Source organism: Amycolatopsis sp. A133 (assembly GCF_031082405.1).
In the GTDB taxonomy this organism is placed as follows: Bacteria; Actinomycetota; Actinomycetes; order Mycobacteriales; family Pseudonocardiaceae; genus Amycolatopsis.
The window spans coordinates 29,503-54,028 of the sequence record NZ_JAVHJU010000011.1 but is presented as its reverse complement, the minus strand read 5'-3'; the positions used below and the strand labels follow the sequence as shown (position 1 = coordinate 54,028).

The 24,526-nt window shown below is 70.8% G+C and carries 16 protein-coding genes; 11 read left to right on the top strand and 5 right to left on the bottom strand.

From position 1 onward, the window contains the following. The first annotated feature begins 5 nt into the window (after positions 1 to 5). The 7 genes from Q5425_RS13720 to mmsB all read left to right on the top strand — a co-directional run bounded on the left by Q5425_RS13720 (position 6) and on the right by mmsB (position 11,621). On the top strand, positions 6 to 3,821 hold the full coding sequence (locus tag Q5425_RS13720; RefSeq protein ID WP_308672582.1) for a LamG-like jellyroll fold domain-containing protein: 3,816 nt from the start codon (positions 6 to 8) through the stop codon (positions 3,819 to 3,821). A gap of 70 nt (positions 3,822 to 3,891) precedes the next feature. Next, a complete protein-coding gene (gene araB / locus Q5425_RS13715) occupies positions 3,892 to 5,529 on the top strand; it encodes a ribulokinase (protein ID WP_308672581.1) in 1,638 nt (545 codons plus the stop codon). Beyond that, a complete protein-coding gene (locus tag Q5425_RS13710) occupies positions 5,529 to 6,206 on the top strand; it encodes an L-ribulose-5-phosphate 4-epimerase (protein ID WP_308672580.1) in 678 nt (225 codons plus the stop codon). Before araB ends, Q5425_RS13710 begins: the two co-directional genes overlap by 1 nt. A 17-nt stretch (positions 6,207 to 6,223) precedes the next feature. Further along, the gene (gene araA, locus Q5425_RS13705; RefSeq protein WP_308672579.1) at positions 6,224 to 7,732 is read left to right on the top strand and encodes an L-arabinose isomerase; all 1,509 of its coding nucleotides are present in this window, start codon (positions 6,224 to 6,226) and stop codon (positions 7,730 to 7,732) included. Between the two features lie 51 nt (positions 7,733 to 7,783). Continuing rightward, positions 7,784 to 8,887, top strand: a complete 1,104-nt coding sequence (gene chvE / locus Q5425_RS13700; protein WP_308672578.1) for a multiple monosaccharide ABC transporter substrate-binding protein — start codon at positions 7,784 to 7,786, stop codon at positions 8,885 to 8,887. Next, positions 8,884 to 10,404: a multiple monosaccharide ABC transporter ATP-binding protein gene (gene mmsA / locus Q5425_RS13695; protein WP_308672577.1), complete on the top strand. Its 1,521-nt coding sequence runs from the start codon at positions 8,884 to 8,886 to the stop codon at positions 10,402 to 10,404. Before chvE ends, mmsA begins: the two co-directional genes overlap by 4 nt. Further along, positions 10,401 to 11,621, top strand: coding sequence for a multiple monosaccharide ABC transporter permease (gene mmsB / locus Q5425_RS13690; RefSeq protein WP_308672576.1), 1,221 nt, complete (start codon positions 10,401 to 10,403; stop codon positions 11,619 to 11,621). The genes mmsA and mmsB overlap by 4 nt, the downstream gene beginning before the upstream one ends. 355 nt (positions 11,622 to 11,976) lie before the next feature. Here the strand turns inward: mmsB and Q5425_RS13685 are convergent, their stop codons facing one another. Then, entirely contained in the window at positions 11,977 to 13,422 is a 1,446-nt protein-coding gene (locus Q5425_RS13685; RefSeq protein WP_308672575.1) for a DUF1996 domain-containing protein, read from the bottom strand. 249 nt (positions 13,423 to 13,671) lie between these two features. Here Q5425_RS13685 and Q5425_RS13680 point away from each other — a divergent pair, with 249 nt between their 5' ends. Further along, complete coding sequence (locus Q5425_RS13680) at positions 13,672 to 14,505, top strand: substrate-binding domain-containing protein (RefSeq protein ID WP_308672574.1); 834 nt, start codon at positions 13,672 to 13,674, stop codon at positions 14,503 to 14,505. Between the two features lie 30 nt (positions 14,506 to 14,535). On the opposite strand, the gene Q5425_RS13675 is transcribed toward Q5425_RS13680, so the two are convergent. The 4 genes from Q5425_RS13675 to Q5425_RS13660 form a co-directional block, all read right to left on the bottom strand. Continuing rightward, positions 14,536 to 15,759, bottom strand: coding sequence for a cytochrome P450 (locus Q5425_RS13675; protein WP_308672573.1), 1,224 nt, complete (start codon positions 15,757 to 15,759; stop codon positions 14,536 to 14,538). 114 nt (positions 15,760 to 15,873) lie between these two features. Then, positions 15,874 to 17,304: a pentapeptide repeat-containing protein gene (locus tag Q5425_RS13670; protein WP_308672572.1), complete on the bottom strand. Its 1,431-nt coding sequence runs from the start codon at positions 17,302 to 17,304 to the stop codon at positions 15,874 to 15,876. A gap of 98 nt (positions 17,305 to 17,402) precedes the next feature. Beyond that, positions 17,403 to 19,352 carry a glycerol kinase GlpK gene (gene glpK, locus Q5425_RS13665; RefSeq protein ID WP_308672571.1) on the bottom strand — a complete coding sequence of 650 codons (1,950 nt, stop codon included), beginning with the start codon at positions 19,350 to 19,352 and terminating at the stop codon, positions 17,403 to 17,405. Positions 19,353 to 19,521: 169 nt separating this feature from the next. Then, a complete protein-coding gene (locus Q5425_RS13660) occupies positions 19,522 to 20,274 on the bottom strand; it encodes an IclR family transcriptional regulator (protein ID WP_308672570.1) in 753 nt (250 codons plus the stop codon). Positions 20,275 to 20,427: 153 nt separating this feature from the next. On the opposite strand from Q5425_RS13660, the gene Q5425_RS13655 reads away from it, so the two are divergent. From Q5425_RS13655 to glpD, 3 genes are read left to right on the top strand one after another with little or no spacing between them, the layout of a single operon-like run. Then, entirely contained in the window at positions 20,428 to 21,249 is an 822-nt protein-coding gene (locus tag Q5425_RS13655) for an MIP/aquaporin family protein (RefSeq protein ID WP_308672569.1), read from the top strand. 14 nt (positions 21,250 to 21,263) lie between these two features. Next, positions 21,264 to 22,781, top strand: coding sequence for a glycerol kinase GlpK (glpK, locus tag Q5425_RS13650; RefSeq protein WP_308672568.1), 1,518 nt, complete (start codon positions 21,264 to 21,266; stop codon positions 22,779 to 22,781). 17 nt (positions 22,782 to 22,798) lie between these two features. After that, a complete protein-coding gene (gene glpD, locus Q5425_RS13645; RefSeq protein ID WP_308672567.1) occupies positions 22,799 to 24,487 on the top strand; it encodes a glycerol-3-phosphate dehydrogenase in 1,689 nt (562 codons plus the stop codon). The last annotated feature ends 39 nt before the right edge of the window (positions 24,488 to 24,526 follow it).

Genomic DNA, 24,526 nt, shown 5'->3' with positions numbered 1-24,526 from the left:
GAGTCATGCTCCGCAGACTGCGGCGGCCCCTGGCCGTGCTCGCGGCCCTGACCCTGTTCTCCGCCCTGCCCGTGACCACCGCCGCGGCCGCCCCCGAGCCGGGCCTGGCCGGGCATTGGACGTTCGACGACGGCAGCGGGACGACCGCCGCCGACACCGCGGGTGCCCACCCGGCGACGCTGACCGGCGGCGCGGGCTGGGGCTCGGGCCTCCGCGGCGGGGCGTTGACGACCGACGGGACGAATGGTTTCGCCGACGCCGGCGCGCCCGTGCTCGACACGACCAAGAGCTTCTCCGTGAGCAGCTGGGTCAAGCTGGACAAAACCTCCGGGTACCAGACGTTCGTCAGCATCGACGGCACCCAGGTGAGCAACTTCTTCCTGCAGTTCCGCGACGACTCCCGCCGGTTCGCCTTCACCCGCCTGGCCGGGGACGCCCCGACCGACGGTGTCGTCGCGTCGGCGAACTTCGACCCCGTCGCCGGGCAGTGGTACCAGCTCACCGGCGTGTACGACGCCGCCGCGTCGACGCTGTCGCTGTACGTCGACGGCACCCGCCAGGCCGCCGCCGCCGCGCCCACCGCCTGGGCGGGCAGCGGCCACCTGGTGATCGGCCGCGGCAAGTACGGCGGCAACCCGGTGGACTTCGTCGACGGCACGATCGACGACGTCCGCGCCTACACCGGTGCGCTGACCGCCGCCGACGCCGCCCGCCTGGCCATCGCCGGGCACTGGGGCCTCGACGAAGGCACCGGCACCACGACCGCGGACGACTCCCTCGACACCCGCACCGCGACCTTGACCGGCGGCGCGGCCTGGGGCGACGGCGTCGTCGGCCCGCACGGCGGCGCGTTCAACGGGACCGACGCCGCGGTCGACGTCCCGGCCCCGGTCGTCGACACCGCGCAGAGCTTCTCGGTGTCCGCGTGGGTCAAACCGGCCGCGGCCACCGGCTTCCGGACCGCCGTGAGCGTCGACGGCTCGGCGATCAGCGGCTTCTACCTCCAGCGCACCGCGGACGGCCGCTTCGCCTTCACCCGCCGCGCGAGCGACGGCGACTCGGCGTCTTCTTCGGCCCTCTCGACGCTGCCCGCGCAGGCCGACCAGTGGCAGCACGTCGCGGGGGTCTACAACCGGGCCGCCGGCACGCTTTCCCTGTACGTCAACGGAACCCTGCAGCAGAGCGTCCCGTTCACCACGCCGTGGACCGCGGGCGGGCACCTGGAGATCGGCCGCGGCAAGTGGGCCGGCAACCCCGCCGACTGGTTCGCCGGCGGCATCGACGACGTCCGCGCCTACCCGACGCCGCTGACCGCGTCCGCCGTCGCCGCGCTGGCCGCGAGCGGCTCGTGGCACTTCGACGAGGGCACCGGCACGATCGCCCGCGACTCGAGCGCGAACGCCGCCGACGGGACGCTCAAGGGCGCCACCTGGACCGCCGGTGCGGCCGGCAAGGCCGGCCAGCTCGACGGCAAGTCCACTGTGGACATAGGCACCTCGCCCGCGTTCGACACCGGCACCGGCTCGCTGTCCCTGGCCGCCTGGTTCCGCACCACCGCGGCGGGCACCCTGGTGGACCACGGCGACGGGTACGCGCTCGGCGTCACCGGCGGCAAGCTCACCGCCCGAGTCGGTGCCGTCCAGGTGACCACCACCGGCGGCGGCCTCGCCGACGGCAACTGGCACCACGCCGCCCTCGTCCTCGACCGGGCTTCGCAGCGGCTCACCGTCTACGCCGACGGTGACGCGTCCGCGGTCACCAGCACCTGCGGCACACCCACCGGCACGACCCTCGACGTCTCCGCCTGCCCGGCCTCGGGCACGGCCGCGGCGCCGTTCACGGTCGGCTCCGGCTTCACCGGCGCTGTCGACGAGGTGGAGCTGCGCCGCTTCCCGCTGACCGCCGCGCAGGTCGGCACCCTCGCCGGGGCCAACCAGCTCGCCGTCGACGCCAACGTCGTCCGCGCGAACACGCGGCCGACCACCTACGGCTCGATCCTCGAAGACATCAGCCACTCGGTCGAAGGCGGCCTCTACGCCGAACTCGTCCGCAACCGCACCTTCAAGGAGGGCTACCAGCCGGGCAGCGGCGCGGGCAACACGCCGGTCCCGTACTGGTCGCTGCTGACTTCGGCCGGCGCCACCGGCACCTACACGATCGACACCGCGAACCCGCTGAACACCGCGCTCGACCGCTCGCTGAAGCTGCACGCCGACGCGGTCCCCGCCGCCGGCCGGGTGGCCGCCGCGAACGTCGGCTTCTACGGCGTCGCCGCGAAGCCGTCGACCAAGTACACCGGCAGCTTCTTCGCCAAGGGCACCTGGCCGGGCGCGGTCCGGGTCAGCCTGGAGAAGCCCGACGGCACGGTGCTGGCGAGCAAGGACCTCCAGCCGGTCGGTGCCGCGTGGGCGCAGCAGACGTTCAGCTTCACCACACCGTCGACGATCACCGCGTCGACCGACAACCGGATCGTGGTGTCCCTGCTCAACAAGGGCAAGACCGCGCTGAGCGGGGACGCCTGGTTCCAGCAGGTGTCGCTGTTCCCGCCGACCTTCAAGAACCGGCCCAACGGCGTCCGCGCGGACCTCGGGCAGAAGCTCGCCGCGATGAAGCTCGGCCTGTTCCGCGTCCCGGGCGGCAACTACCTCGAGGGCAACACCCTCGACACGCGCTTCGAATGGAAGAAGACGGTCGGCGCGCTGGAGCAGCGGCCCGGCCACCAGAACACCGCGTGGGGCTACTGGTCCACCGACGGCTTCGGCATCCTCGACTACCTGAAGCTCGCCGAGGACATCGGCGCCCAGCCGCTGCTCGGGCTGTTCGCCGGCTACACCCTCAACGGCCGGCACGTCGACCAAGCCGACTACCCGCAGTACATCGAGGAAGCCCTCGACGAGATCGAGTACGCCATCGGCGACGCCTCGACGACGTGGGGCGCGAAGCGGGCCGCCGACGGGCACCCGGCGCCGTTCGACCTGCGCTACGTCGAGGTCGGCAACGAGGACTGGTTCGACACCTCGGGCAGCTACGCCTGGCGCTTCACCGACATGTTCAACGCCATCAAGGCGAAGTACCCGCAGCTGACGGTCATCGCGACGACCGGCGGCCTGCAGGGCGGCGCCGCGTCGAGCACGTCGACCGGGGTGCGCCCGGACGCCGCGGACGACCACTACTACCAGTCGCCGCAGTGGTTCACCGACAACTCGACCCGCTACGACACCGCGGACCGATCCGGCCCGGAGATCCTCGTCGGCGAGTACGGCGCCCAGGACGGCCGGCCCACCGGCACCCTGGCCGCGGCGATCGGCGAGGCCGCTTTCCTCACCGGGCTGGAACGCAACAGCGACATCGTCATCGGCTCGATGTACGCGCCGGTGCTGGTGCACGAAAACCAGTCCAACTGGCCGGTCAACCTGATCGGGCTCGACGCCGGCAGCAGCTACGGTTCGCCGTCGTACTGGGTGCAGCAGATGTTCTCCAGCACCCTCGGCAAGCAGATCGTGACCAGCCGCCTCAACCAGGGCAGCCCCCTGCGGCAGGTGGTCAACGTGACCACGAAGAGCGGAAGGAAGACCTTCACGGTCAAACTCGTCAACCCGACTCCGCAGGTGCAGACCGCACGGCTGGCGCTCACCGGCGTCACCGCCGTCGACGGCACCGGCACGCTCACCACGCTCACCGGCGACCCGGCGGGGCGCAACAGCCTGGCCGCGCCGACCGCCATCGTGCCGCAGACCAGGGAGATCACCGGGCTGGCCGCGACGTCGAAGCTGACGTTGCCCGCCAACTCCGTGACGACGCTGGTCCTCACCGGCCGCTAGAACCCCGGGACGCGGCGCGGTCACACACCGCCCGCGCCGCGTCCCGGTACCAACCAGGAGGGAGGACACCGTGGGAGAACCACTCACCGTCGGCGTCGACTTCGGCACGCTGTCGGGCCGCGCGGTGGTCGTGCGCGTGGCGGACGGGGCCGAACTGGGCTCCGCCGTCTTCGAGTACCCGCACGGGGTGCTCGACGAGACGCTGCCCGCCACGGGCCGCGCACTGCCGCCGGAATGGGCGCTGCAGGTGCCCGCGGACTACGTCGGAGTGCTCCGCAACGCCGTACCGGCGGCGCTGCGGGACGCCGGCGTGGACGCGGGCGACGTCATCGGCATCGCCACCGACTTCACCGCGTGCACGATGGTGCCGACGACCGCGGACGGGACGCCGCTGTGCGAGCTGCCCGAGTTCGAGGCCGAGCCGCACGCGTACGTGAAGCTCTGGAAGCACCACTCGGCCCAGCCGCAGGCCGTGCGGATCAACGAGCTGGCCCGCACCCGCGGCGAGAAGTGGCTCCCGCGCTACGGCGGGCTGATCTCGTCGGAGTGGGAGTTCGCGAAGGCCCTCGAGGTCTTCGAAGAGGCGCCCGAGGTCTACGCCGCGATGCGGCACTGGGTGGAGGCGGCCGACTGGATCGTCTGGCAGCTCACCGGGTCCTACGTCCGCAACGCCTGCACCGCCGGCTACAAGGGCATCCTGCAGGACGGCCAGTACCCGAGCCGCGACTTCCTCCGCGAGCTCGCCCCCGGCTTCGAGACCTTCGTGGCCGACAAGCTCGAACACCCGCTGGGCCAGCTGGGCTCGCGCGCGGGTTCGCTGACCGCCGAGGCCGCGGCCTGGACCGGGCTGCCCGAGGGCATCGCGGTCGCCGTCGGCAACGTCGACGCGCACGTCACCGCCCCCGCCGCCCAGGCCGTCGAGCCCGGGCAGATGGTGGCGATCATGGGCACCTCGACCTGCCACGTGATGAACGGCGCCGAACTGCGCGAGGTCCCCGGCATGTGCGGCGTCGTCGAAGGCGGGATCGTCCCCGGGCTGTGGGGGTACGAGGCCGGCCAGAGCGGCGTCGGCGACATCTTCGGCTGGTTCGTCGAGCACAGCGTGCCGGCGGCCTACGAGGGGCACGAGCACCTCACCCGCCTCGCTGCCCAGCAGGAGATCGGCGAACACGGCCTGATCGCGCTGGACTGGCACAGCGGCAACCGGTCGGTGCTGGTCGACCACGAGCTGTCCGGCGTGCTCGTCGGCCAGACGCTCGCCACCCGCGCCGAGGACGTCTACCGCGCGTTGCTGGAGGCCACCGCCTTCGGCACCCGGAAGATCGTCGAGACGTTCAACGCCGCCGGCGTCCCGGTCACCGAGCTCATCATCGCGGGCGGGCTGGTGAAGAACGCGCTGCTCATGCAGATCTACGCCGACGTCACCAACCTCCCGCTGTCGGTGATCGGTTCGGCGCAGGGACCCGCGCTCGGGTCGGCCATCCACGCGGCCGTCGCCGCCGGGGCCTATCCGGACGTCCGCGTCGCCGCCGCCGCGATGGGCTCGGTCGAGCGCGCGGTGTACCGGCCGGTGCCCGCCCACGTCGTCGCCTACGACGAGCTGTACGCCGAATACACCGAGCTGCACGACTACTTCGGCCGCGGCGGCAACGATGTCATGCACCGGCTGGCCGCCCGCAAGCGCGCCGTCGCGAAAGGACAGTCCTGATGTCGCTGACCGGTGAAGTGCTCGACACCGTCGCGCAACTGCGCGAGACGGTGGCGAAGCTGCACGGCGAACTGACCCGCAACGAGCTGGTCATCTGGACCGCGGGCAACGTCTCGGCGCGGGTCCCGGGCCGGGACCTGCTGGTCATCAAGCCCTCGGGCGTCTCCTACGACAACCTGTCCGCGGACACCATGGTCGTCACCGACCTGCACGGCGAGCTCGTCGAGGGCGACCTCGCGCCGTCGTCCGACACGGCCGCGCACGCCTACGTCTACCGGCACATGCCGGAGATCGGCGGTGTCGTGCACACCCATTCGACCTACGCCACGGCGTGGGCGGCCCGCGGCGAGCCCATCCCGTGCGTGCTGACGATGATCGCCGACGAGTTCGGCGGGGAGATCCCGATCGGGCCGTTCGCCCTGATCGGCGACGACTCCATCGGCCGCGGCATCGTCGAAACGCTTCGCTCGAGCCGCTCGCCCGCGGTGCTGATGCGCAACCACGGCCCCTTCACCGTCGGCCGCACCGCGCGTGACGCGGTCAAGGCCGCGGTGATGGTCGAGGACGTCGCCCGCACCGTCCACAAGGCCTTCGAGCTCGGCACGCCCGAACCCCTCCCGCCCGAGGACGTCGACCGGCTCTACGCCCGGTACCAGAACGTCTACGGCCAGCACTGAAACGTTCGAGGAGAACGATGACCCGCGCGTCGAAACCCCAGCTCTGGTTCCTCACCGGCAGCCAGTCCCTCTACGGCGAGGAGACCCTCGAGCAGGTCGCCGGCCAGTCCCTGCGGATCCAGCAGCTGCTGGCCGCGTCCGGCAGCCTCCCGGCCGAGATCGTCGGCAAGCCGGTGCTGACCGAGGCCTCGTCGATCCGCCGCGTCCTGCAGGAGGCCAACGCCGATGCCTCGTGCGTCGGCGTGATCGCGTGGATGCACACCTTCTCGCCCGCGAAGATGTGGATCACCGGCCTCGACGCCCTGCGCAAGCCGCTGCTGCACCTGCACACGCAGCTCAACGAGGCGCTCCCGTGGTCCACGATCGACATGGACTTCATGAACCTCAACCAGGCCGCGCACGGCGACCGGGAATTCGGGTTCATCCAGACCCGTCTCGGCGTGCCGCGCAAGACCGTGGCCGGCCACGTGTCCGACCCGGCGGTCGTCGCGCGGATCGACGCGTGGGCGCGCGCGGCGATCGGCGCCGACCACCTGCGCAACCTGCGGCTGGCCCGGTTCGGCGACAACATGCGCGACGTCGCCGTCACCGAAGGCGACAAGGTCGAGGCCGAGCTGCGGTTCGGCGTCTCGGTCAACACCTACGGCGTCAACGACCTGGTCGAGCTGGTGGACGCCGTGTCCGAAAAGGACACGGTGGACGAGCTGGTGGCCGCCTACGCCGCGGACTACGACGTGGTCCCGGACCTGGCGGCCGGGGGAGCGCGGCACGAATCGCTGCGCTACGCGGCCCGGATCGAAGCCGGGATGCGGAAGTTCCTCACCGACGGCGGGTTCGGCGCGTTCACCACGAACTTCGAGGACCTCGGCGGGCTGCGGCAGCTGCCCGGCCTGGCGGTGCAGCGGCTGATGGCCGACGGCTACGGCTTCGGCGGCGAGGGCGACTGGAAGACCTCGGCGCTGCTCGCCGCGGTCAAGGCGATGGGCGTCGGCAAGACCGCCGGCACCTCGTTCATGGAGGACTACACCTACCACTTCGGACCCGGCAAGCCGAAGATCCTCGGCGCGCACATGCTCGAGGTCTGCCCGAGCATCGCCGCCGCCAAGCCGTCCTGCGAGATCCACGCGCTGGGCATCGGCGGCCGCGAGGACCCGGTCCGGCTGGTGTTCGACGCCGCACCCGGGCCCGGCGTCGTGCTCGGCCTGGTCGACCTCGGCGACCGGTTCCGGCTGGTGGCCAACGAGATCGACGTCGTCGCGCCGGACGAGCCGCTGCCGAACCTGCCCGTCGCACGCGCGGTCTGGGAGCCGGCGCCGTCCCTGGCGACGTCCGCGGAGTCGTGGATCACCGCGGGCGGTCCGCACCACACCGTGCTCACCCAGGCCGTGGGCACCGAGACCCTGCGCGACTTCGCGAATCTGCTCGGAGTAGAACTGCTGGTCATCGACCAGGGCACGACTCCGCACGACTTCGCCGACCGCATCCGCTGGAACCAGGCCTACCACCGCCTCGCCCAGGGTTTCTGACCCGAGCTTTCACGTGAAAGCTCCGGGTCGTCGAGAAAGGAAGAAGGAACAATGAAGTTCAGCAGAACAATCGCGGCGGTCGCCGCGGCGGGTCTCGCGCTCACGCTGTCGGCGTGCGGTTCGAGCCAGAAGACCGCGGACCAGACGGCTGCGCCCGGCGCGAGCGCGGAGGGCAGCCTGGTCGGCGTCACCATGCCGACCAAGTCCTCGGAGCGCTGGATCCACGACGGCGACAACATCAAGTCGGCGCTGGAGAAGCTCGGGTACAAGGTCGACCTGCAGTACGCCGAGAACGACATCCCCACCCAGGTGAACCAGATCGAAAACCAGATCACCAAGGGCGCCAAGCTCCTGGTCATCGCTTCGATCGACGGCACCGCCATCACCACCCAGCTGCAGGAGGCGGCCGACAAGAAGATCCCGGTCATCGCCTACGACCGGCTGATCCGCAATTCACCGAACGTCGACTACTACGCCACCTTCGACAACTTCAAGGTCGGCGTCGAGCAGGCGAACTCGCTGGTCAAGGGCCTGGGTGACGGCGCGGGCCCGTTCAACATCGAGCTGTTCGCCGGCTCCCCGGACGACAACAACGCCACCTTCTTCTTCAACGGCGCGATGTCCGTCCTCAAGCCCCTGATGGACAGCGGCAAGCTGGTCGTCAAGAGCGGCCAGACCGACTTCGCCCGCGCGGCCATCCTCCGCTGGGACCCGGCCACCGCGCAGCGGCGCATGGAGGACCTGCTCACCAAGACCTACACCGGTGGCGCGAAGGTCCAGGGTGTGCTCTCGCCGTACGACGGCCTGTCGATCGGCATCCTGTCGGCGCTGAAGAGCAACGGCTACGGCACCGGCGGCCAGGCGTACCCGATCGTCACCGGGCAGGACGCCGAGGTCGCCTCGGTCAAGTCCATCATCGCCGGTGAGCAGTACTCGACGATCTTCAAGGACACCCGCAAGCTCGCCGACACCACCGTCAAGATGGCCGACGCGGTGCTCAAGGGCGGCAAGCCCGAGGTCAACAACACGAAGGACTACGACAACGGCAAGAAGGTCGTCCCGTCCTACCTGCTGCAGCCGGTCACCGTGGACAAGGCCAACTACCAGAAGGAACTCGTCGACTCCGGCTACTACACGGCAGGTCAGCTGAAATGACCGAACTGCTCGGCATGCGCGGGATCACCAAGACCTTCCCCGGGGTCAAGGCGCTGTCGGACGTCAACCTTTCCGTGCGCCGCGGGGAAATCCACGCGATCTGCGGGGAGAACGGCGCCGGGAAGTCCACCCTGATGAAGGTGCTCTCGGGCGTCTACCCCCACGGGAGCTACGACGGCGAGATCACCTTCGACGGGCAGCGGTGCGAGTTCGGGTCGGTGCGCGACAGCGAACGGCGCGGGATCGTGATCATCCACCAGGAACTCGCGCTGTGCGGCCAGTTGTCGATCGCGGAGAACATCTTCCTCGGCAACGAACAGCAGAAGCGGGGCTGGATCGACTGGAACCGCACCAACCACGAGGCCGACGCGCTGCTCAAGCGCGTCGGCCTCGCCGAAAACCCCACGCGGGCGGTGCAGGAACTCGGTGTCGGCAAGCAGCAGCTCGTCGAGATCGCCAAGGCACTGTCCAAAGAGGTCGAGCTGCTGATCCTCGACGAGCCCACCGCGGCGCTAAACGACGACGACTCGGCCCACCTGCTCGAGCTGCTGCGCGGGCTGCGGGACGAGGGCGTCACGTGCGTGATCATCTCGCACAAGCTCGGTGAGGTGACGGAGATCGCCGACACCGTCACCATCCTGCGTGACGGCCGGACGATCGAAACGCTCGACGCGGCGGAGCTGACGGAAGAGCGCATCATCACCGGGATGGTCGGGCGCGACCTCGAGCACCGGTTCCCGCCGCGGGAGCCGGAGATCGGCGAAGAGGTGCTGCGGATCGAGGACTGGACCGTGCACAGCCCCACTCAGGCCGGTCGGGTCGTCGTCGACCACGCGTCGCTTTCGCTGCGGCGCGGGGAGATCGTCGGCTTGGCCGGGCTGATGGGCGCGGGCCGCACCGAACTCGCGATGAGCGTGTTCGGCCGGTCCTACGGCAAGGACATCTCCGGCCGGATCCTCAAGCACGGCAAGGAGATCGAGGTCCGGTCGGTGCAGGAGGCCGTCCGCCACGGCATCGCCTACGCCACCGAGGACCGGAAGCGCTACGGGCTCAACCTGATCGAGGACATCCAGCGCAACGTGTCCGCGGCCGGGCTGGGCAAGCTGGCCAAGCGCGGCTGGGTCAACGAGCACGCCGAGCACGACACCGCCAACCGGTATCGCCGCGACCTGCGGATCAAGGCGCCCAGCGTGCAGAGCGTGACCGGGAAGCTCTCCGGCGGCAACCAGCAGAAGGTCGTGCTGGCCAAGTGGATCTTCACCGATCCGGACGTGCTGATCCTGGACGAACCGACCCGCGGCATCGACGTGGGCGCGAAGTTCGAGATCTACACGATCATCAACGAGCTGGCCGCCCAGGGGAAGGCCGTCCTGGTCATCTCCTCCGAGCTGCCGGAGCTGCTCGGGCTCTGCGACCGGATCTACGCGCTGTCGGCGGGGCGGATCACCGGCGAGGCCAAGCGCGAAGAAGCCACTCAGGAACTGCTGATGCAGTACATGACTAAGGAACGGGAATGACCACGACCGAAGCGCGGCCCGCCGTGCCCCCGGTTGAGCGCTCCAAGCGGAGGATCTCGATCAACCCGCGCCAGAGCGGCATCTACGTCGCGTTCGCGCTGATCGTGGTGCTGTTCGAGGTGCTCACCGGTGGCGCGCTGCTGGAACCGCAGAACATCTCCAACATCATCGTGCAGAACAGCTACGTGCTGATCCTCGCGATCGGGATGATCCTGGTGATCATCTCCGGGCACATCGACCTGTCCGCCGGGTCGGTCGTCGCGATGACCGGCGCGGTGTCCGCGGTGCTGATGGTGAACTCGCACGTCCCGTGGTTCTGGGCGGTGCTGATCACCCTCGTCGTCGGCGCGGCGATCGGCGCGTGGCAGGGCTACTGGGTCGCCTACTTCGGCATCCCGGCGTTCATCGTGACGCTGGCCGGCATGCTGGCGTTCCGGGCGCTGACCCTGACCGTCCTGGGCAACCAGGGCATCGGGCCGTTCCCGGACGCGATCCGCACGCTGTCCAACGGCTTCACCGACGGCTACCTGGGCAACATCGGCCTCGGCCCGCTCGGTGGCGCCGACCTGGTGTCGCTGCTCGCCGGCGTCGCCGCGGTGGCCGGGATCGTGTTCACGCAGTGGCGCAAGCGGGCCGGGCGCATGGGCTACGGCCAGGACGTCGACCCGTTCGGCGTCTTCGTGCTGAAGCTCGCCGGGATCGCGGTGCTGGTGCTCGCGCTGGTCGTGCAGCTGGCCCGGTTCAAGAACCTGCCGTGGGTGCTCATCCTGCTCGCGGTCCTGGTGCTCGGCTACTCGCTGGTCGCCGGCAAGTCGGTGTTCGGCCGGCACATCTACGCCGTGGGCGGCAACCTGCAGGCCGCGACCCTCTCCGGGGTCAAGGTCAAGTCGGTGACGTTCTGGATCTTCGTCAACATGGGCGTGCTGGCCGCGCTGGCGGGCATCATCTTCGCCGGCCGGCTCAACCAGGCGGGCCCGACCGCGGGTGTCAACTTCGAACTCGACGCGATCGCGGCGGCGTTCATCGGCGGCGCGGCGGTCCAGGGCGGCGTCGGCAAGGTCGTCGGCGCGATCACCGGTGGCCTGATCATGGCGGTGATCAACAACGGCATGTCCCTGATCGGCGCACCGAGCGAGCGGGTGATGCTGGTCAAGGGCGTGGTCCTGCTGGCCGCGGTGGCCTACGACATCTGGACGAAACGCCGCGCGGCTTCCTGACCCGGTACGCAAAAGGGGCTTTCCGCGGTCACCGCGGAAAGCCCCTTTCGTCTGTCTGCGATACCCCGTGTCACCCGCCCACCACGCGAGATGCCCCTCCAATCACGCGAGATGCCCTTCCGATCACACGAGATGCCCTTCCGATCACACGAGATCCGCGCCCAATCACGCGAGATCCGCGTCCGATCACGCGAGTCACGTGCTCGATCACGCCGGCGGCGGCTTCGCTCGTGCGCGGAAGGGCATCACACGTGATCGAGCGGGCATCACGCGTGATTGGAGGGGCATCACCCGTGATTGGAGGGGCATCACGAGGTGGCCGCGCCGGGGGCTTTCCGGCGCGGCCACCCCGCGGTCACTGCTTGCAGCGCTTGCCGGTGTTGATGCAGTTGACGACCTGGTTCATCAGGCGCTGGCCCATGACGTTGGCGAAGTCGTCGTGGTCCGAGCGGGGGTTGTGGCTCTCCTGCTCGAAGGCGTCCACCTTGTACTGGCCCTTGACCTGGATGTCCCGCGGGATGTTGTAGACGAGCTTGATCACCAGCTGCGGGACGTTCTTGAAGCCCTGCGGGCACTTGCCCTGCTGGTCGGCGAACACGATGTGCGTGCGGTGGTTCGCGCTGTCGATGTTCTTGCCGTCCCAGCAGTTCGGGAAGGCATGGATGCGCTCCACCTTGCTGTTCTGCGGGCAGATCGGGTAGTGGTCGGTGAGCCGGTCCTCGAAGCCGGTGCAGGTCCAGCTGGGCCGGGCGTTGGCCGGGCCGTTGGTGCTCTGCTTGGCGTCGCCGTAGAGGATGCGGAGGAACTGCGGCATCGCGACGACCTTGCTAGCGCCGCCGCTGGTGAACGTGATCGTCGCCGACTGGACGCGCTGGATCTCGCCGTCGTTGTCGCCGACCTCGTTCTTGTCGTTGACGCCCGGCAGTTCGCCCGCCTGGCCACCGCTGTTCTGGCCGCCGTTGTCGAGGCCGCCCTGGCCGTTCTGCTTGAGCGCGCACTGAGCGAGGCCACCGAGGTTCGCCGGCTTCGCGGCCCGGCGGCCGATCGCGATGGCGATCCGGTCGATGGTCGAGGCCCGCTTGTCCTTGAGCGGGCCGACGACGGCGTTCTGGATGTCCTGCGGCGTCTTCAGGTCGCCGTTCGCGATCCGCTTGTTGGCTTCGTCGATCTGCTTGTCGAGCAGGTCGAGGTTGCGGTCGACCTCGGCCATGGCCTGGTCCGGGACGTCGGGCAGCTTGCTGGCGACGTCGGGGCAGTCGACCTGGGCGCTCGCCTTGTCCTTGGCGCTGCCGGCCCGGTCGGGCTGCGTGGCGGGCGGGTTCTTCTCGGCGTCACCGGTGTCGATGCGGACGACGGGCCAGAAGTAGGCGGACTTGTCGCCGTTCTTGCAGGTGGTGCCGGCCTTCGCGAGGCTCTTGTTGTTCGAGTCGGCGTTGGTGGAGAGGTTGCCGACGTAGTCGTGCAGGTGCTGGGCACCGTTCTTGATCCCCGGCTGGGCGATGAAGTTGTCCGGGTTGAAGTGCTGGTTTTCGTTGCGGCCGCAGTCCACCGAGAACGTGCCGCGGGCGCCCTTCTGCTGCAGCGCCTTGTTCACGTTGATGCCGGAGGGGACCTTCGCGATGTCGATGAAGAACGACGGGTCGGCCTCGTCCGCGCTGGCCTCGCCGGTGCGGCCGGCGGTGGTCGCGACGACGATGCCGCCGACGGCCAGCGCGAGCGCCAAGCCACCGGTCGCGATCTTCGTGCGGCGGGTGATGCGATGTCTGCCCGTGGCGGGGGTGCGGGAAGTATTCCGGGCCATGTTCACCTCGTTCGGTTTTCCGGGCACGCCGAAGACAGCTGCGTGTCCGGGCTTCAGATGCGCGGAACCCGGGGAGCGGCACCGGGGCGCGGGTATCGGGGGAACCCGCCCGGTGTCACTGGTTCCGGCATTGGGGGGAACGGCCGCGAACGGGGACCGGTTCAAGCGGCGGTTCCGCCGTTACCGGTTCGTTATTTATGGAAGGTGAACAAAGTTCACGTCCCACGGTGTGATCGCTAACATCGACCCATGTCCGTGGACGACGCAGGTCCCGACGGCCCTCTCCGCGCGCGGGCCACCCGGCGGCAGGGCACGCTCGGCGTGATCGCGACCGGCTCGTCCGCGTCGGGACCGGTCCTGCACGGCCTCCGCGCGGCCGCCCGCGAGCAGGAGTACTCGCTGAGCGTCTTCAGCGTGCCGGGGACCGGCGGCGCGGGGGTGCCGGCCGCGGTGGCCGGCCTGCAGCTGCAGGGCGTCGCCGGGATCGTCGTGCTCGACGGGTACCTCCTGGCCGAGCTGGCGCCGGCCGCCGGGATCCCCCTCGTCCCGGCGGCGTCCACCGACCAGTACGCCGGCGCGCGCCGGGCGACCGAGCACCTCCTGGAGCTCGGCCACCCGACGGTCTGGCACCTCGGCGGCCCGGAAGAAGGACCGGTGGCACGGGCCCGCGAGCGCGGCTGGCGCGAAACCCTGGAACGTCACGGAGCGGAGGTCCCCCCGGTGGTCCGCGGCGACTGGTCCGCCCGCTCCGGCTTCCGCGCCGGCCAGTCCCTGGCGGTCGAACCCGGCGTCGGCGCGGTGTTTTCGGCGAACGACCACATGGCCCTCGGCCTGCTGGCGGCGTTCACGGAGGCGGGAATGCGCGTCCCGCGCGACGCGCACGTCGTCGGCTTCGACGACGTCCCGGAGGCCGCGTACTTCGCGCCTCCGCTGACCACGGTCCGCCAGGACCACCTGGCGGCGGGCCGCCACACCCTGGCGGTCCTCGCGGCCCGGATCGACGGCGTGGCGGCCCCGGCGGCGGGAGCGGTCGAGGCCGAATTGGTGGTGCGGGAGAGCAGCCGCTGCCTTCGAGCGGGGTGACACCGCCGGGTGCTCTCCGGACGCCACCGGCTACCGGGTGAGCGGCAGAGCCGTCATCCCGCGCAGTGCGGGGTTCGGGCGGCGCTCCACCTCGCCCTCGATCCGCAGCGACGGGAACCGCTTTCCCAGCTGTTCCAGCAGCACGGTCATCTCGAGCCGCGCCAGTGCCGCGCCGAGGCACAGGTGCAGGCCGTGCCCGAAGAACAGGCCGCGGCCGTCGTCGCGGGTGATGTCGAAGCGGTCCGGGTCCGCGAACCGCGCGGGGTCCCGGTTCGCCGCTCCGACGAGGACCACGACCATGTCGTCCGCCGGAATCTCCTGGTTGCCGAGCACCACCGGCCGGACGGCCGCGCGCTGGCTCAGCTGAGCGGCCCCGTCCCACCGCAGCATCTCCTCGGCCGCGCCGGCCGCCAAGCCCGGATCGCCGGCGAGCAGGGCGAACTGGTCGGGGTGGGTCAGCAGAGCGTGGATCCCGTTGCCCAGCGCGCCGGCTGTGGTCTCGTAGCCGCCGCCGAACAACACCAGCAGCGAATTGAGCACCTCGTCCTCGGCCATCAGGTCGGCGTCCTCGGCGGGCCGGGCCAGCAGCGCGGACGTCAGGTCGGCACCCGGTTCCGCCCGCCGCCGCGCGATCAGGTCGGTGAAGTAGGCCCGGAATTCGACGGCGGCCGCGTCGACCTCGGCGCGCAGCTCCGGCGGCATCGCCGGGTCGACCTGCAGGCCGATCAGGCCGGTGACGCGGCGGAGCCGGTCGCGGTCGGCTCCGGGCACGCCGACCAGGTCGCCGATGACGGCCATCCCGAGCGGGTAGAGGACTGTGCCGGAGAACTCCGCCGGGGTTCCGTCCGCCGTGGCGTCGGCGAAGCCGTCCAGCACCTGGTCGACCGCCCGGCGGACCGCGGGTTCCAGCTCCTGAACGCGCCGGACGGTGAAGTCCCGCATGAGAAGACGGCGCTCGCGCGTGTGTTCCGGTGGGTTCTTCCACGGCAGCAGCGCGGTCAGCAGCGCCATCGCGGGGTTGTCGCGCCAGCCGGGCCGGTGCCGATCGCGCCACTGCGCGTCCAGCACCCGGAACGCCTCCCCGTCGGCGAGCACCCGCTGGCAGTCGGCGAACCGGCTGAGCACCCAGCCGCCGAAGACCTCGCTGCGGAAGACCGGTGACTCTTCGCGGAACTTCGCGTAGACCGGGTACGGATCGGCGATCCCGGCCGGGGTGGACAGGGACAGCAGGGCTTCATCGGCAGCTGCGGACACCAGTGCTCCCTCCAGTGGCGAAACGGTGCCCGCAGTCTTCTCCCCGGATCCCGTGCCGTGGCAGGGGAGGACCGCGGCTTCACCCGGATGGCCGGGGGTGAGCGGATCAGAGTGTCAAGCGGTCGCCGGGCCGGGCAATTCCGGCGGCACGCCACCCGGAAACTGGCCGGCGGTGACGCGAGGCGCCTGGGCGAAGCGCGTGCCGCGGAACTCGGTGTGCTTGCGGAACGTCGCGTCGCGCAGTCCGATGGCGCCGTCGAAGACCCCGCCTCGGAAGCTCACGTCGCGAGCGAAGACGGCTTCGCGGAAGCTGACGTCGCGCCGGAACGCGACGCCGTGGAAGTTGGCGTTGCCGGCGAAGGTGGTGGCGACGAACCTCGTGTTGCCGGTGAAAACCGCGCCGCGAAACTCGGCGTCGGTGGCGAAGCGAGCGGAACCGAACTCGGCGCCGCGCGCGAAGACGGTTCTGGCGAACCAGGCGCGGCGGGCGAACTTCGCTCCGGTGAACCCGGCGTCGGCGGTGAACGAAGCGTCCTCGAATCGAGCGCCTCGCAGGAACTTCGTCCCGGCGAAGTCCACACTCGCGGGGAAGGTCATGCCGCGAAACTGAGCGCGTCCGGCGAAAGTGGCGTGGCCGAACTGCGCCTCGCCGGTGAAGGCGGCGTGTTCGAAGGCCGCGTCCTCGGCGAAGGTCGTCCCGGCGAAGCGGGCAGCGCCGAGGAAGGTGACGCTGTTCAGCTTGAGAACGTGCAGGTGGCAACCACTGAAGTCGGCTTCGAGCAGGACCGCGCCGGTCAGGTCGAGTTCCAGACCGGGCCAGAACGTCGCCGCCGGATTCCCGGGTTCGGGTCCCGGGCGCAGGTGGCCGGTCAGGATCCGTTGCGCAGTGAGCCGGACTTCGTGTTCCCGCTGCCGCTGCCGGTCCGCGTCCGGGTCTTCGCCCGGCTCGCGCGCCGGGTCGACCGGCATCCGCAGATAGGCGCAGATGACGTTGACGATCGTCTGCCGTTGCTCGGAGTTGTCCTGGGCCAGTCGTTCCAGCGCGTAGAGCCCGCCCAGGCGAACCGGGGCCTCGCCGGCCCCGAGGTGCTCGACCGCCTTGCCTAACAGCTCCGTGATCCGGCGGGCCGTCGCGTCGGTTTCGGTGGCGAGCGCGACCCGCTCCTGGTGCGCCCGGTTTTCCGCGGCGACGCGCTCTTGGAGGGCGTAAGCGCGGGCGACGTCGGCCTGGTCACGCTCCTTCTGGAGCAGGGCGAGGTCCGTGGACCGCTGCCGGCGCCACGCCAGGTACAGGGCGAACAGCCCGCCGCCCCCCAAACCGAGGCTCAACCCGATCCGGAGCACCTCCAGCCGCGCCGTCACCCGGCTCGGGTCGGTGCCGTCCGTGGTGAGGCCGACCCACAAGGCGGTCACCACCGCGGCCACCACGAGCGCAGTTCCCACCGCGGTGGCCAGCACGGCCCGGCCGGACAGCGGGGTCACGATCTGCTTCGGCCGATCGGCGGGGCGCAGGACCGGCGGTGGCCCGGAGGCGGTATCGCTCACCGCCCCATCATGACGTGCGTCTTGGCGTTCCGAAGCGATCATCGCCTCGAAAGCCGGCGTGTTGCCGACGCCGGAACAACCCGCGGAGCGCGGGCCGGCTAGAGCTTCAGCCGGTCGCCGAGGTCGCGGACGTGGCCCGCCGCGCCGCAATCGAGATCCAGCTGGCGGCGCCGCTCCGCGACGAACGCCCGGCCCAGCCCCGTCCGGTCCGAAGTGGACGTCGTGCGGCGCAGTTCGTTGAGCAGCCCGCGTTCTTCGCCGCGGACGTGGGCGTCCACGACGTTCTCCAGGCGCAGCAACGCCTTCTCGAAGTCGTCGCCCTCCAGGACGGCCAGGAGGTCGTCGGCGAACGGGTCGCCCGGCGAGGCCGGGCGGACGATCCGCTCGGTCGCCGTCGCGTGGGCGACCAGCAGGGCCGCCAGCTCCGCCACCAGAGCCGGGCGGTCGGCTTCGGCGTTGCGCAGGTCGCGCAGCAGCTGCTCGAACCGGCGGTGGTCGGCCAGCAGCACCTCGACCAGGTCCGAGCCCGGCGCCGCGGCGGCCGGGGCGGGGCGCATCCAGCCGAACGTCAGCTCCACCGCCTGGCGCCAGTGAGCGTACTCGGAGTCGCGGCGGGCCGGGTCCATCGCCGGCAGCCACTGGCCGGCGCGGTGCCAGTTGCGCCGCAGCCCCTCCAGGTCCGGCCAGTACCCCACGGACAGCCCCGCCGCGTAGGCCGCGCCGAGCGACACGGTTTCCGCCACCATCGGGCGCACCACCGGCACGTCGAGGACGTCGGCGACGAACTGCATCAGCAGGTTGTCGGCCGTCATGCCGCCGTCGACCTTCAACGTCGAAAGCGCCAGCCCGGAGTCGGCGTTCATCGCGTCGACGACCTCGCGGGTCTGCCAGCCGGTCGCCTCCAGCACCGCCCGCGCCAGGTGGCCCTTCGTGATGTACGACGTCAGCCCGGCGATCACCCCGCGCGCTTCGCTGTGCCAGTGGGGCGCGAACAGCCCGGAGAACGCGGGCACGATGTAGCAGCCGCCGTTGTCTTCGACCGTGCGGGCGAGCGTCTCGATCTCGGGCGCGCTGCCGATCAGCTCGAGGCCGTCCCGGAACCACTGCACCAGCGACCCGGTGACCGCGATCGAGCCTTCGAGGGCGTACACCGCGGGCTCGTCGCCGATCTTGAAGCCGACCGTGGTGAGCATGCCGTGGGTCGACAGCACCGGCGTCGGGCCGGTGTTGAGCAGCAGGAAGCTCCCGGTGCCGTACGTGCACTTCGCCTCGCCCGGCGCGAAGCAGGTCTGGCCGAACAACGCCGCCTGCTGGTCGCCCAGCGCCGCCGCGATCCGGATGCCCGGCACAACGCGCGAAGTGGTGCCGTAGACCTCGGTGGAGGACCGGATCTCCGGCAGCATCGCGCGCGGGACGTCGAAGAAGTCGAGCAGCTCGTCGTCCCAGCTCAGGGTGCGCAGGTTCATCAGCATGGTGCGCGAGGCGTTGGTGACGTCGGTGACGTGCACGCCGCCTTCGGCACCGCCGGTGAGGTTCCAGATCAGCCAGCTCTCGATGGTGCCGAAGAGGACGTCCCCGCGTTCGGCGCGTTCGCGCAGGCCGGGCGTGCGTTCGAGCAGCCAGCGGACCCGGGGCGCGGAGAAGTAGGTCGCCAGCGGCAGGCCGCAGAGCTGCCGCACGCGGTCGGCGCCGGGTTCGCGGGCGAGCTGCTCGAGCATGGCGTCGGTCCGGGTGTCCTGCCAGACGATCGCCCGCCCGACCGGGTTACCGGTGCGCCGGTCCCACAGGACGGTGGTCTCCCGCTGGTTGGCGATCCCGAGCCCGACGACCTGCTCGGCGGTGGCCCCGGCGTCGGCCAGCGCCTGCGGCACGATCCGGGACACGTTCCGCCAGATCTCGGTGGCGTCGTGCTCGACCCAGCCGGGCCGCGGGAAGTGCTGCTGGTGTTCGCGCTGCACCACGGAGACGAGCCGGCCGCGGGCGTCGAACAGGATGCACCGGGTGGAGGTGGTGCCCTGGTCGATGGACATCACGTACCGCTGGACCATGCCCCTCCCTTCACCATCGGGACGCTCTCAGGTCCCGCGAAACCGCCCGCCCCCGGCGGCCGGCCCGGAGATCGCGAATGACTCATTCGGGGCGCCGGAGGTCGCGAATGAGTCATTCGCGACGCCGAAGCCGGGCCGGCCGGGCCGAGGGCCGTCACGCGCACCTGCCTCACCACCGGGACGCTCCCAGGTCCCGCGAGACCGCCCGCGCCGCATCGCGGATGTGGCCCAGCAGCCGGACGCTCGGGCTGCCGTCCGGCTCGCAGATGCGCTCCACCGCCCCGGACACCCCGATCGCGCCCACCACGATGCCGCCGTGGCCGCGGATCGGGGCGGCGATCCCGGCCTCGCCCGAGATCATCTCGCCGTTCTCCACCGCCCACCCCGCCTCCCGTACCTTCGCACACGCTCGTTTGATCGCGGTCTGGGTGACCAGCGTGCGGCGCGTGTACGGCTCCGGGTCCGCCTTCAGCGTCGTGTCGTAGGCCAGCAGCACTTTGCCGAGCGCGGTCGCGTGCAGCGGCAGCAGCGTGCCGACGTCGAGGGTCTGCAGGCTGTCGTCCGGCCGGAACACGTGGTGCACGACCAGCACCCGGCCCTCCAGCGGCGCCCCGATCCGGACCGCCTCGCCGCTGCGCGCGGCCAGCGCGTCCGCCCAGTTGATCGCCCGGGACCGCAGCTCGTTGACGTCGAGGTAGCTCGTGCCCAGGTGCAGCAGTGCCGCACCGAGCTGGTACTTGCCCGTGTCGCGGTCCTGCTCGACGAACCCGACGCCCTGCAGCGTGCGCAGGATCCCGTGCGCGGTGCCCTTGGCCAGTTCGAGGGACTCGGCGATCTCGCCGACGCCCAGCCGCCCCGAGCCGCGCGCCAGCAACCGCAGGATCGCGGCGGCGCGCTCGATGGACTGGATCGGACCCGGCACGGCGCGACCCTAACCTGACCGGCCCTGATTCGACAATGTCGAACATCCACTTCGGTCGTTCGACAATGCCGACCGCCGTCCGTTGACCCCCTCGACCAGCGAACTTAACTTTCATCCACCAATAGGGGGACAAGGTCCTTTGTGGAGGAAGCAATGGTGCGAAACCTCAAGGCCCGTGGGCTCGGCGGCGAGATGGCCGCCGAGTTCGTGGGGACGATGATCCTCATCCTGTTCGGGTGTGGCGTGGTGGCGCAGGTCGTCGCCGCGGGCATCGGGGACCACGACAGCATCGCCTGGGCCTGGGGCCTCGGTGTCACGCTCGGTGTCTACGTCGCTTCGCGGATCAGCGGCGCGCACCTGAACCCGGCCGTGACCATCGCGCTCGCGGTGTTCAAGGGCTTCGAGTGGCGCAAGGTCGCCCCCTACGCCCTGGCGCAGACGGCCGGGGCCTTCGTCGCCGCCCTGCTCGTGCGCTGGAACTACACCGAGGTGCTCAACGCCAAGGACCCCGGCCTCACCATCAAGACCCAGGGTGTGTTCTCCACCCTCCCGGGTAACGGCACGCTCCCGGTGGGTGACTGGGGCGCCTTCCGCGACCAGATCATCGGCACGGCGATCCTGCTGATCGTCCTCTTCGCCATCACCGACCTCCGCAACACCTCGCCGGGCGCGAACCTGGCCCCGGTCGTCGTCGGCTTCCTCGTCGTCGCCATCGGCATGGCCTGGGGCACGAACGCCGGCTACGCGATCAACCCCGCCCGTGACTTCGGCCCCCGCCTCGCGTCCTGGCTGACCGGTTACGACACCGCGTGGTCGGACCAGTACGGCTTCCCCTACTGGTGGATCCCGGTCGTGGCTCCGGTCATCGGCGCCCTCGTCGGCGGCGCGATCTACAAGTTCCTGATCGAGCGCTTCCTCCCCACGGGGGACCCGCTGGACGCCATGCCCGCCAAGGACCTCGAGCCCGCCAACTGAGTAGGAGCACGACCATGCCGGACTTCGTCGGTGCCGTGGACCAGGGCACGACCAGCACCCGCTTCATGATCTTCGACCACGGCGGCAACGAGATCGCCCGCCACCAGCTCGAACACGAGCAGATCCTGCCGAAGCCCGGCTGGGTCGAGCACGACGCCACCGAGATCTGGGAACGCACCCGCTCGGTCATCGCGACCGCGCTCAACAAGGCCGGCCTGACCGTCAAGGACCTGGCCGCCCTCGGCATCACCAACCAGCGCGAGACCACCGTCGTGTGGAACCGCCGCACCGGCCGCCCCTACGGCAACGCGATCGTCTGGCAGGACACCCGCACCGACCGGATCGCCTCCGCACTGGAGCGCGAGGGCAAGGGCGACGTCATCCGCCGCAAGGCCGGCCTGCCGCCCGCCACCTACTTCTCCGGCGGCAAGCTGCAGTGGATCCTCGAGAACGTCCAGGGCGTGCGCGAGGACGCCGAGAAGGGCGACGCGATCTTCGGCACCACCGACTCGTGGCTCATCTGGAACCTCACCGGCGGCCCGGACGGCGGCGTCCACGTCACCGACCCGACCAACGCCTCCCGCACCATGCTGATGGACCTCGAGACCCTCGACTGGGACGACGAGCTGCTGTCGTTCTTCGGCGTCCCGCGGCAGATGCTCCCGGCGATCCGGCCGTCGTCGAACCCGGGCTTGTTCGGCACCACCCGCGCCGACGGCCCGCTCGGCGGCGAGGTCGCCATCACCGGTGTCCTCGGCGACCAGCAGGCGGCCACCGTCGGGCAGGTCTGCTTCCGGCCCGGTGAAGCCAAGAACACCTACGGCACCGGCAACTTCCTGCTGCTCAACACCGGCCACGAACTGGTCCGCTCGAAGCACGGCCTGCTGACGACGCTGTGCTACCAGTTCGGCGACGACAAGCCGGTCTACGCGCTCGAAGGCTCGATCGCGGTCACCGGCTCGGCGGTGCAGTGGCTGCGCGACCAGCTGGGCATCATCAGCGGTGCGTCCCAGAGCGAGAGCCTGGCCCGCCAGGTCGAGGACAACGGTGGCGTCTACTTCGTCCCGGCGTTCTCCGGCCTGTTCGCGCCGTACTGGCGCTCGGACGCCCGCGGCGCGATCGTCGGCCTCACTCGCGCCACGACCAACGCCCATCTGGCCCGCGCGACGCTGGAAGCGATCTGCTACCAGACCCGCGACGTCGTGGAGGCGATGCAGAACGACTCCGGGGTCACCCTCGACGTGCTGCGCGTGGACGGCGGCGTCACCGCCAACGAGCTGTGCATGCAGCTGCAGGCGGACATCCTCGGCGTGCCGGTGTCGAAGCCGGTCGTCGCCGAGACCACCGCGCTCGGCGCCGCCTACGCGGCCGGGCTGGCCGTCGGGTTCTGGTCCTCGCCCGACGAGCTCGAGCAGAACTGGAACGAGGACAAGCGCTGGACGCCGTCGTGGAGCGAGGAGCAGCGCGCCGAAGGCTACGCGGGCTGGCAGAAGGCCGTCGGCCGCACCCTCGACTGGGTCGACGTGCAGTGAACTTGAGGAGGAGCACCGTGACACCGCTTTCCCCGCAGTACCGGGCGGAAACCCTGCGGAAGCTGGTGAGTGAAGAGGTCGACGTGCTCGTCGTCGGCGGGGGCGTGACCGGCGCCGGCATCGCGCTCGACGCCGCTTCGCGCGGGCTGTCGACCGCGTTGGTCGAAGCCCGCGACTTCGCCGCCGGCACGTCCAGCCGGTCGTCGAAGCTGATCCACGGCGGCCTGCGCTACCTGGAGCAGCTGGACTTCAAGCTGGTGCGCGAAGCGCTCAAGGAGCGCGGGCTGCTGCTGCAGAAGCTGGCCCCGCACCTGGTGCGGCCGGTCAAGTTCCTGGTCCCGCTGCAGCACCGGGTGTGGGAGCGCGGCTACATCGGCGCCGGCGTCACGCTGTACGACACCCTCGGCGGCGCCCGTGCGCTGCCGCGGCACCGGCACCTGTCCAAGCGCGGCGCGGTCAAGGTGGCCCCGGCCCTCGCGGACGACGCCCTGATCGGGGCGATCCAGTACTACGACGCCCAGGTCGACGACGCCCGCCACACGATGACGATCGCGCGGACGGCCGCGGAGCAGGGCGCTTCGGTGCTGACGCGGACTCGCGTCACTTCGCTGCTTCGCGACGGCGAGCGCGTCGTCGGGGCGAAGGTCGTGGACCGCGAGAGCGGGGTCGAGTTCGAGGTCCGCGCGCGCACGGTCGTGGCCGCGACCGGCGTGTGGACCGACGACATGGCGGAGGCGGCCGGGATCCCCGCGCCGTTCACCGTGCGCGCGTCGAAGGGCATCCACCTGGTCGTGCCGCGGGAGAAGATCGACCTGGACACCGGGCTGATCCTGCGCACCGAGAAGAGCGTGTTGTTCGTCATCCCGTGGGGACGGCACTGGATCGTCGGCACCACCGACACCGAGTGGGACCTCGACCGCGAGCACCCGGCGGCGAGCCGCGCGGACGTCGACTACGTGCTCGACCACCTCAACGCCGTCCTGCGCACCCCCGTGACGCACGACGACATCGAGGGTGTGTACGCCGGTCTTCGCCCGCTGCTGGCGGCGAAGGCGGCCGCGACGACGAAGCTGTCGCGGGAGCACGCGGTGGCGCACCCGGTGCCGGGCCTGGTCATCGTGGCCGGCGGGAAGTACACGACGTACCGGGTGATGGCCGCGGACGCGGTCGACGTCGTGGTCGAGGAGCTCGGTCGTCCGGCGCCGCCGTCGTGGACCGACCGGCTCCCGATCGCCGGCGCCGAGGGCTACCACGAGCTCTGGGACGACCGGTACTCCGTGGCGTCGAAGACGGGCCTGCCGGTGCCGGCGGTCGAGCACCTGCTGGGCCGGTACGGGACGCGCATCTGGAACCTCGTCGAGCTGATCGAGGAGCAGCCTTCGCTCGGGGAGCCGATCACGGAGACCTCGGAGTACCTCCGCGTAGAGGCCGTTTACGCGGTTTCCCACGAGGGTGCCTTGCACTTGGAGGACGTGCTGACCCGGCGGACGCGCATCTCGATCGAGGAGCGTGACCGCGGTGTGGCGGCGGCCCCGGTGGTCGCCGGGCTGATGGCCCCGCTGCTGGGCTGGGATTCGCACCGGACCGGCCGCGAAGTGGCCAACTACCTGGCTCGGGTCGAGGCGGAACGCTCGGCGCAGGAGGCCCCGGACGACGCGGCCGCCAACGCCACCCGTCTCGCGGCGCCGGCGCTCCTGCCGGGCTGACTCAACCGATCGCCGCCGTCGCGCGTGAACACCCCGAAT

What these genes read in the sequence shown, in the direction of transcription:
- araA (WP_308672579.1), top strand. Translation starts at nt 6,224, where the DNA reads ATGACCCGCGCGTCGAAACCCCAGCTCTGGTTCCTCACCGGCAGCCAG.
- chvE (WP_308672578.1), top strand. Translation starts at nt 7,784, where the DNA reads ATGAAGTTCAGCAGAACAATCGCGGCGGTCGCCGCGGCGGGTCTCGCG.
- mmsB (WP_308672576.1), top strand. Translation starts at nt 10,401, where the DNA reads ATGACCACGACCGAAGCGCGGCCCGCCGTGCCCCCGGTTGAGCGCTCC.
- Q5425_RS13655 (WP_308672569.1), top strand. Translation starts at nt 20,428, where the DNA reads ATGGTGCGAAACCTCAAGGCCCGTGGGCTCGGCGGCGAGATGGCCGCC.
- Q5425_RS13710 (WP_308672580.1), top strand. Translation starts at nt 5,529, where the DNA reads ATGTCGCTGACCGGTGAAGTGCTCGACACCGTCGCGCAACTGCGCGAG.
- Q5425_RS13685 (WP_308672575.1), bottom strand. Translation starts at nt 13,422, where the DNA reads ATGGCCCGGAATACTTCCCGCACCCCCGCCACGGGCAGACATCGCATC.
- mmsA (WP_308672577.1), top strand. Translation starts at nt 8,884, where the DNA reads ATGACCGAACTGCTCGGCATGCGCGGGATCACCAAGACCTTCCCCGGG.
- Q5425_RS13720 (WP_308672582.1), top strand. Translation starts at nt 6, where the DNA reads ATGCTCCGCAGACTGCGGCGGCCCCTGGCCGTGCTCGCGGCCCTGACC.
- Q5425_RS13680 (WP_308672574.1), top strand. Translation starts at nt 13,672, where the DNA reads ATGTCCGTGGACGACGCAGGTCCCGACGGCCCTCTCCGCGCGCGGGCC.
- glpK (WP_308672568.1), top strand. Translation starts at nt 21,264, where the DNA reads ATGCCGGACTTCGTCGGTGCCGTGGACCAGGGCACGACCAGCACCCGC.
- glpK (WP_308672571.1), bottom strand. Translation starts at nt 19,352, where the DNA reads ATGGTCCAGCGGTACGTGATGTCCATCGACCAGGGCACCACCTCCACC.